Source organism: Coleofasciculus sp. A1-SPW-01, assembly GCF_040217205.1.
GTDB classification, from domain to species: Bacteria; Cyanobacteriota; Cyanobacteriia; order Cyanobacteriales; family Coleofasciculaceae; genus Coleofasciculus; species Coleofasciculus chthonoplastes_A.
Genome location: NZ_JAVJNP010000145.1, coordinates 22,943 through 30,457 on the forward strand (window position 1 = coordinate 22,943; position 7,515 = coordinate 30,457).

General features: G+C 47.0%; 6 protein-coding genes and 2 pseudogenes. 4 read left to right on the forward strand and 4 right to left on the reverse strand.

The features are described 5' to 3' along the window. Positions 1–73 precede the first annotated feature (73 nt). Positions 74–940, reverse strand: a complete 867-nt coding sequence (locus RH949_RS22385; protein WP_446356246.1) for a shikimate dehydrogenase — start codon at positions 938–940, stop codon at positions 74–76. 70 nt (positions 941–1,010) lie between these two features. Between RH949_RS22385 and RH949_RS22390 the strand changes: the two genes are divergently transcribed. Together RH949_RS22390 and RH949_RS22395 are read left to right on the forward strand one after the other, a co-directional pair. Then, positions 1,011–1,859, forward strand: coding sequence for a hypothetical protein (locus tag RH949_RS22390; RefSeq protein WP_446356248.1), 849 nt, complete (start codon positions 1,011–1,013; stop codon positions 1,857–1,859). A gap of 228 nt (positions 1,860–2,087) precedes the next feature. Next, a pseudogene (locus RH949_RS22395) lies at positions 2,088–2,513 on the forward strand (hypothetical protein); the annotation flags it as partial. An 81-nt stretch (positions 2,514–2,594) separates the two neighbouring features. Here the strand turns inward: RH949_RS22395 and RH949_RS22400 are convergent. Further along, a complete protein-coding gene (locus tag RH949_RS22400) occupies positions 2,595–3,515 on the reverse strand; it encodes a metal ABC transporter substrate-binding protein (protein WP_446356256.1) in 921 nt (306 codons plus the stop codon). A gap of 312 nt (positions 3,516–3,827) precedes the next feature. On the opposite strand from RH949_RS22400, the gene RH949_RS22405 reads away from it, so the two are divergent. Both RH949_RS22405 and RH949_RS22410 read left to right on the forward strand, forming a co-directional pair. Continuing rightward, entirely contained in the window at positions 3,828–4,619 is a 792-nt protein-coding gene (locus tag RH949_RS22405; RefSeq protein WP_083798990.1) for a metal ABC transporter ATP-binding protein, read from the forward strand. A 145-nt stretch (positions 4,620–4,764) separates the two neighbouring features. Continuing rightward, positions 4,765–5,652, forward strand: a complete 888-nt coding sequence (locus RH949_RS22410; RefSeq protein ID WP_446356250.1) for a metal ABC transporter permease — start codon at positions 4,765–4,767, stop codon at positions 5,650–5,652. A 208-nt stretch (positions 5,653–5,860) separates the two neighbouring features. On the opposite strand, the gene psbC is transcribed toward RH949_RS22410, so the two are convergent. Continuing rightward, positions 5,861–7,222, reverse strand: a complete 1,362-nt coding sequence (psbC, locus tag RH949_RS22415) for a photosystem II reaction center protein CP43 (RefSeq protein ID WP_083798991.1) — start codon at positions 7,220–7,222, stop codon at positions 5,861–5,863. Positions 7,223–7,229: 7 nt separating this feature from the next. Beyond that, a pseudogene (locus RH949_RS22420) lies at positions 7,230–7,515 on the reverse strand (photosystem II D2 protein (photosystem q(a) protein)); the annotation flags it as partial.

Below are 7,515 nucleotides of genomic sequence, written 5' to 3' on the forward strand. Positions count from 1 at the left end.
AGGGGTTGGGGGAGAGGTCATCTTTAGCTGTTTGTAGTAAACGATACGAACATTTGAGGCGCTCGCATCGCAACTACAAGCCTAATTCTTTTTGAAGGGATTCTCGCATAATCTCAACAGGTGGTGTTTGTCCTAACCAAATCTGTAACGCGGCTGCACCTTGTTGGACTAACATTTCTAAGCCGTCAATGGGAATCGCGCCTTGTTGTTTGGCTTGTTGTAGAAATTTTGTGGGATTGGGGGTGTAAATTAAATCATAAGCGATCGCGCCTTTGGGCAATCTCTGCATTGTCTGTTCATCGACAGGGGATTGATCGACATAAGGATGCATACCCACAGGCGTTGTATTCACCAGTAAATCGGCTTGTTGTAGTAATTGTGGCATTTCCTCCCAGGGATAAGCCTGTAGAATCTTAGACAAGGGAGTATTTGCCCAACTTTGCTGAAACTGACTTAACTTATAGGGATTGCGACCCACAACCCAAATCTCAGGACAACCCAACTGCATACACCCGACGACAACAGCGCGTGCTGCACCACCATAGCCTAATACTACCGCCTTGGTGTGATGCCAATCTCGCTGATATTGGTTCAAGGGGGCGATAAACCCTAAGACATCGGTATTTGTCCCACTCCAGCCGTTATCGGTACGCCAAACGGTGTTCACTGCACCCACCAGTTGGGCGATATCGGATACCTCAGATAAGAGAGGGATAATGGCTTGCTTATGGGGAATCGTGATATTAAAGCCTTGCAACCCTATCGCCGCAAACCCCGCCACGGCGACAGCTAAATCCTCCGGTTTGACGGGGAGAGGGAGATAGACATAATCCACACCCAACTGTGCGATCGCGCGATTGTGCATAATTGGTGATAGAGAATGCTCCACCGGATGACCAATTACGCCTAAGAGTTTGGTTGTCCCTGTAATCTGTTGCATTGTGCTATTTTAGCAAGGCATGGGATGAGTTGAATCCCCAATGAATCGCTCAAGTCGATAATTTTCTGATATGCTGCGAAAATTTATTATCCTTTTCATGTCTTTGGCATTGTGTCTAACCACCCTAGCTTGTGGTTCGCCTTCTGTCGCCCAAAGCCCCAATCAGACGGTCAATGTTACCTCAAATGCCAAGCGGTTCAGTGATGGGAAATATCCCGTTCAACAAGCCACTTATGATGATGTCAGTGGTGAATATAGCGTGATGTTGCTAAATACACCACCTGGTACACCCCCTGTCTTGCGTAGTCCCGATTTGCGATTAGCCCGTCTCACGGATGAGGAACTAGCGGCGGGTGAAAAGACATACTTGGAAATCGAAAACAGTCAAGCCGATATGCACTTAAGTGAAGACTTTCGGATTGAATATGTGCATAACGTTACCGAAACCCAAACGAATCCACAAACGGGTCAACCGGAAACGGTAATTGTGCGACGGGAATCCAGTTTTTGGACACCTTTTGCAGGCGCATTAGCGGGTCAAGCCTTGGGGAGTTTATTATTTCGACCCAGCTATTATGTACCCCCAGTTTATCACGGTGGAATTATGACCGGATATGGTGGATATGGAAGCACTTACTCGCAAGCGGTAGACCGATATCAAGCCCGTCATAATGAACCGCCACCTGCGGTAAAAAATCGTCAAACGTTCCGCAGTACAGGTCAATTAAGACGTTCCTCTAATTCATCACCAACGGCTCGTAAAAATCGCCAAAAAGGTAATCGGGCGACGGGTTCAGGTTTCGGTTCTAGTAATTTGCGCCGTTCTAATAAATCCAGTTCGACGCGGATGAATCGTTCCAGTCGTTTTGGTAGCAGTTTTGGCAGCAGTCGGCGTTCAATGGGAAGAAGACGGCGTTAGTTATTTGTCATTGGTCATTTGTCATTGGTCATTTGTCATTGGTCATTTGTCATGTGTAGGGGCGGGTTTAGGGACAATCGTAGGGGCGGGTTTAGGGAATCAATCGTAGGGGCGGGTTTAGGGAATCAATCGTAGGGGCGGGTTTAGGGAATCAATCGTAGGGGCGGGTTTAGGGAATCAATTCAGCTAGTCACCAATAACGAAACAACAAAACCCGCCCTTGCTCACTTTTTACCAGATATTGAACCCATTCAACCGTCCCCAACCCTGACATCCTTTTTAGAAGAAAGTTTACCTTTAGCAGCATCGGCTAGTGAAAAAGCGCGTTCGGAAGGCATTATTTACCCAGTTTTGCTGGAAGTTCGGCGCATCCTGCAACGGCGGGTCAGCTTATTTTCCGGGGAGGATTTCACCGTTGATGAATCACTTGGACTCAATGGACGGTGTGATTTTCTCTTGAGTCGTTCCGAGAAACTTCTAGAAATTGAAGCACCAGTCTTGATTATTATCGAGGCAAAAAAAGCAGATTTGAGAACAGGATTTGGGCAATGTATTGCTGAAATGGTGGCAGCACAGCGATTTAATCAGGCAAAGCAAACACCTATTTCCACGATTTATGGTGCGGTTAGTAGTGGCACTCAAGGGCGGGTTTTGTTGTTCAGTTATTAATGACAAGCAAGTTTAGTGTCTAAACCCGCCCCTACATAAGACATAATACGATATCCACCGTTAACATTAATTGCCCCCGTTTAGAAAGCCTTGATAATCGCCTCCCAAGGCTTCGACAATAGTACGGGTATTAGTAATCAGCATTTTCACATAAGTATCCGCTTCAGTTCCAGGTGCGCCTAGGGAATCGGAATAGAGTTCAGATGGGGCTAATTTAACCCCTGCTTCTTCCGCAACGGTTTCAATTAAAGCAGGGTTAATCGTGGTTTCGGCAAAAATAGCGGGAACTCCGGCTTCTTTTACCGCATCGGATAGGGTTTTCACGGTTTGGGCGCTGGGTTGTTCTTCGGTGCTAATTCCGATTAGTGTGCCAATCACTTCTAATCCATAAGCTTGAGCATAATATTGAAAGGCGTCATGGGTGGTAACCAGTTTACGCTGATTCGCGGGGATGGTTTGAATTTGCTGAGTAATCCAGGTATCAACTTGTTCCAATTCAGCCGTGAGTTGGGCGGCGTTGGCGGTAAATTTGTCTTTGTCTTCCGGTGATAATTCAATTAAGCGATCGCGTATGGCATTCACCATTTTAATCCCATGCTCTGCATCTCCCCAAACATGAGGATCAGGTTCGGTTTCTCCTTGATATTCAAAGTCTAAGGGGGTGACAATTTCGCCAACAGCAAAGGTTTTGGCATTTACCCCCGCCGACTGCATCAGTTTAATCAGGGCGGGTTCTAAGTTATACCCGTTGTAGAGAATCAAATCGGCTTGTTCTAAGGCAATGGTATCAGCAGGTACGGGTTCGTAAACGTGTGGATCAGCTCCAGGTTCCAGGATTCCGGTTAACTCGATCTCATCTCCCCCCACTTGTTCGGTCCAGTCGGCAATAATGGTACTGGTAGCGACAACGTTGGGTTTATCCTCAGCGTCAATCCCTTGGAGATTCGGATTTGTCGCCTCACAGCCACTCAGCCAAAGTCCCAGCATCACCCCAGCTAGTGCAAATATGCCACCGTTGTAGGTTGGGTTTCGACTTTGCTCAACCCAATGAGGTAGTCTGTCGGATTTCGCGATCGCTCTACCTAACCTACGTGAACTCGCCATGGCGTGTCTATACAAGGGGGTAACGTTATCAGTCAAACCCGCCCCTACACCTGTACACCCCTGTAACTGAGTTCTACCCTGCGAGTGAGTTATTCCGGTCATCAAGTTTATATAGTGGTTTTCATATTGTTTTCATTTTTAAATGTACAATATTCTCATAATTGTTTCATTTTCCCCAATCTGCCCGGTTTAATCATGTCAACGCTTATCTTTAAAAGAAACGACTCCAACCCCCAAAGCCCCACGATTACCCACCAGGAACCCATAAGGATTGGACACCTTAGCGTGCAGTACCGTTTTGTGGAGGCGCTCAAGGATATCACCTGTCAGATTCAACCGGGGCGACTGACGGGAATTATTGGTCCCAATGGCGCGGGGAAAAGTACGCTGATGAAAGCGATGCTGGGGTTAGTGCAGACAAGCTGTGGTACGGCGATGTATAAGGGGAAACCCTTGATCGATCAGTTAGATAGGATAGCGTATGTACCCCAGCGATCGCAGATTGATTGGACATACCCAGCAACCGTGTGGGATGTGGTATTGATGGGGCGGATACGCAAGACAGGATGGTTTCGACGTTTCTCCACCGTATCCCGGCGCATCGCCGCCCAGTCATTAGCGCGGGTAGGGATGAGTGACTTTCGCGATCGCCCGATTGGACAATTATCGGGGGGACAACAACAGCGCGTCTTTCTCGCCAAAGCGTTAGCGGAAGAAGCGGATATTTTCTGTTTTGATGAACCCATGGCGGGAATTGATAAAAAAACCGAAGCCATTATTTTTGAGATTCTCCACGAATTAGCCGATTCTGGGAAAACCGTGTTAGTGGTTCACCATGATTTAGGGGAAGCGATTACCAATTTTGATGATTTAATTTTATTGAATCGGGAATTAATCGCCTCAGGTTCCCGCCCACAAGTCATGCAGGCAAATAACATACAACGGGCGTATGGAGGTCAAGTCGTATTTTTCTCAGACGCCGCTTAATGTTTGAATTGTGTAGGGGCGGGTTTAGGGATTAAAATTGATTGTTTTTGTTAACGTTTCTACAAAACCCGCCCTGGCTAACGTTTGAGATATTTAACATAAGACCAATGACATAAGACCAATGACATAAGACCAATGACAAATCATGCTTGACCTTTTAATTGAACCCTTACAATACAGCTTTATGCAGCGATCGCTAATGACAGCCGTCTTAGTGGGAATCGTCTGCGCTTCAGTGGGAAGCTACTTGATGGTACAACGCCTCGCCTTACTCGGTGATGCGATTAGTCATTCCGTATTACCGGGATTAGCGATCGCTTATATCGTGGGGGTGGATATCTTTCTGGGGGCGTTCTTGGCAGGTATTGTCAGTACCATTGTGATTACCTGGATCAGAACGCGATCGCAGATTAAAGAAGATGCGGCGATGGGGATTGTTTTTTCCGCCTTCTTTGCCCTTGGTATTACCTTAATTACGGTTATTCAAAAAGACAATAAGATTGACCTAAATCACTTTTTATTTGGCAATATCCTCAGCGTTACCGGGGAGGAAGTGATCAATACAGCCATAATTACCGCCATTGTCCTCGCCATTGTTCTGTTGCTGTATAAAGAATTAATGTATTATACCTTTGACCCCGTAGGCGCAAAAGCAGCAGGATTACCGACAAATTTACTCAACTTTGGCTTAATGATTTTAATCGCCTTAACCATCGTCGCCAGTCTCAAAGCGGTTGGGGTGATTCTAGTCTTAGCCATGCTAATTACCCCAGGGGCGACGGCGTATTTATTGGTGAAAAGGTTACACCAGATGATGCTTTTAGGGTCAGGAATTGGCGTTGTTGCCAGTATTAGTGGGATGTATTTGAGCTATTTTTTCAACTTACCATCGGGTCCGGCTATTGTGTTAGTCACCTTTGGATTTTTTATGCTGGCATTTTTGTTTAGTCCCAGTCAGGGTGTTTTGACTCATCCCAGAGTTCAATCTAATCAGTCACAGATTTGGCGGGAAATTAAGGGATTATTAAGATGAAATGAGTCACGCTTTAGTATCAGCCCTCAACTAAAGTTGGGGCTAAAAGCTTAAACCCGTTAAAACGGGTTCTAAAGGGCGAAGGTTTGTTCAACCAGAGCATTGCTATTTTCAGCATCTACACAGCACGACACATAAAAAAAAAGGCTCTTGCGTTTCAACAAGAGCCTTCAAGCCAATTAAGTTTCAGTGGATGAAATGAACCAATCTAGTTAAGATCACCCATAAACAATACTGGCTCACTCTCACGGTCAATACCTTTTTCAAATCCAGCAACCGCCGCACGAGCGCGACCTGCATGCCAGAGGTGACCGATCAAGAAGAAGAATCCTAAGATAAAGTGAGCCGCCGCCAACCATGCACGGGGATTAACATAGTTAAACCCGTTCATTTCCGTAATAATTCCACCAACGGAGTTGATCGAACCGTTCGGTGCATGGGTCATGTATTCAGCCGCACGGCGTAGTTGCCAAGGCTGAATATCATTTCTCAGCTTGTCTACATCCAGTCCGTTAGGACCACGTAGGGGTTCTAACCAAGGACCTTGGAAGTCCCAGAAGCGCATGGTTTCACCACCGAAGATGATTTCTCCAGTCGGAGAGCGCATCAGGTATTTACCTAGACCCGTAGGACCTTGCGCTGAAGCAATGTTTGCCCCTAACCGTTGGTCACGGGCTAAGAAGACGAAGGACTGAGCCTGAGATGCTTCCGCGTTAGTTGGACCATAAAATTCGCTGGGATAAGCGGTGTTATTGAACCAAACAAACGAAGCCGCGATAAAGCCCATCAGGGACAAAGCACCTAAGCTGTAGGAAAGATAAGCTTCTCCAGACCAGATAAAGGCGCGACGTGCCCAACCAAAAGGCTTGGTGAGAATGTGGAAGATACCGCCAGAAATACAGATCAGACCGATCCAAATATGTCCGCCGATAATATCTTCCATGTTGTTGACGCCGATGATCCAACCTTCTCCACCAAAGGGAGAGGTGGTTAGATAACCGAAGATAACAGCCGGGTTCAGTGTCGGGTTCGTAATGATCCGCACGTCACCACCGCCGGGTGCCCAACTATCATAAACACCACCGACAAACATGGCTTTGATTACGAGCAGTAAAGCACCTAGACCTAAAACAATCAGGTGGAACCCGATGATTGTGGTCATCTTGTTCTTATCTTTCCAGTCGTAACCAAAGAAGGCGGAATACTCTTCTAAGGTTTCTGGACCACGAACGGCGTGATAGATACCGCCGAGACCCAGAACGGCAGAGGAAATGATGTGCAGTACCCCAACGACAAAGTAGGGGAATGTGTCAATCACTTCACCACCGGGACCTACACCCCAACCTAGGGTAGCTAGGTGAGGTAAAAGAATTGCGCCCTGTTCATACATGGGCTTTTCGGGAATAAAGTGGGCAACTTCAAATAAAGTCATTGCCCCAGCCCAGAAGACAATTAGTCCAGCATGGGCAACATGAGCCCCCAGTAATTTACCGGAGAGGTTGATCAGACGGGCATTACCCGCCCACCAGGCAAAACCTGATGATTGTTGGTCGCGGTTTCCCGCCACCATGGAACTACTAGAGAGCGTTACCACGGGGTAGTACCTCCTCAGGGAATACAAACTTCTGATGTGGTTGGTCTTGAGGCGCCAGCCAAGCCCGGACTCCTTCGTTAAGCAGAATGTTCTTGGTGTAGAATGTCTCAAATTCGGGATCTTCTGCTGCCCGGATTTCCTGGGACACGAAGTCATACGCCCGCAGGTTTACCGCTAAGCCAATCACACCCACTGAACTCATCCACAAGCCTGTCACTGGGACAAACAGCATGAAGAAGTGCAGCCAGCGCTTGTTGGAAAAGGCAATC

Bases quoted from the DNA above. Each gene is read 5' to 3' on its own strand.
- RH949_RS22385 (WP_446356246.1), bottom strand. From the start codon at position 940: ATGCAACAGATTACAGGGACAACCAAACTCTTAGGCGTAATTGGTCAT.
- RH949_RS22390 (WP_446356248.1), top strand. From the start codon at position 1,011: ATGCTGCGAAAATTTATTATCCTTTTCATGTCTTTGGCATTGTGTCTA.
- RH949_RS22400 (WP_446356256.1), bottom strand. From the start codon at position 3,515: ATGCTGGGACTTTGGCTGAGTGGCTGTGAGGCGACAAATCCGAATCTC.
- RH949_RS22405 (WP_083798990.1), top strand. From the start codon at position 3,828: ATGTCAACGCTTATCTTTAAAAGAAACGACTCCAACCCCCAAAGCCCC.
- RH949_RS22410 (WP_446356250.1), top strand. From the start codon at position 4,765: ATGCTTGACCTTTTAATTGAACCCTTACAATACAGCTTTATGCAGCGA.
- psbC (WP_083798991.1), bottom strand. From the start codon at position 7,222: ATGGTGGCGGGAAACCGCGACCAACAATCATCAGGTTTTGCCTGGTGG.